Here is a 770-nt window from a genome sequence, read left to right as displayed (position 1 = left end):
TCGAGACGGCCTCGTCGCGACCGGAGCGGAAGCGCTTCTGCGCGCGCTGGAGCAGGTTCATCAGCCCGCCCTGGCTGAGCGTAAGCCCGAACAGATCCGACAGCGCCGCCTGCAACCGCTCGTAGGACAGCGCCTGGAAGGTCTTGAGGTACGTTGCCACCGCATGCAGCCGCGGGCCGAAGGGCGTGCCGCGCGCTGCCTCTGGAACCGGTGCGATCACACGCGCCCCGCAGGTCGGGCACCGCACCGCCAGCCGTTGATGCTGGGTGACGACCGGTGCGACTTCCGGCAGCTCGATCCGTTCGGAGACGCTGACGACCTCTGCGGGAAGGTCCCCGTGCAGTCCGCCGCCACAGCACGCGCAGCGATCCGGGCGATGCGCGACGACGGCATTGGGATCCTCGCTCATCACGCGGCTGTGGCCCTCGTGGCCAGGCTTCGCCCCGCCTGGTTTGGCCTGTGCGCGCCGCTCCTTGCGATCCGTTGCCGGCGGCTTCGAAGACGTGCGTGAAGTCTTTTCCGGGCGCTGCATCCGCAGCACCAGCTCGATCAGCTCCTCGCGGCTCAGCCGCTCAAGATCGCTTCGGCCCATCCCACGAGGGAATCAGCGAAACCCGACCCGCGCAAGGGGGTGGGTAATTACTTGGGTGGCAAGCAGTCTGTCCGCTTTGGACTCAAAGAATGGCAAAGCGGACTTTCGTTTCAGAGCCACGCGGCTGGATGATTGAGTTGCACTCCGAAAAATATACGATACAATTATGTAATTACTT

General features: G+C 64.8%; 1 protein-coding gene. It reads right to left on the bottom strand.

Annotation, left to right across the window (positions count from 1 at the left end):
• The coding region (locus FV226_RS27675) for an IS66 family transposase zinc-finger binding domain-containing protein (RefSeq protein ID WP_187278881.1) at positions 1-592 on the bottom strand (592 nt) is incomplete at its 3' end.
• Between the last annotated feature and the right edge of the window lie 178 nt (positions 593-770).

The sequence above is a fragment of the Methylobacterium sp. WL12 genome, from assembly GCF_008039475.1.
In the GTDB taxonomy this organism is placed as follows: Bacteria; Pseudomonadota; Alphaproteobacteria; order Rhizobiales; family Beijerinckiaceae; genus Methylobacterium; species Methylobacterium cerastii.
This window is presented reverse-complemented; position numbering and strand designations above follow the sequence as displayed.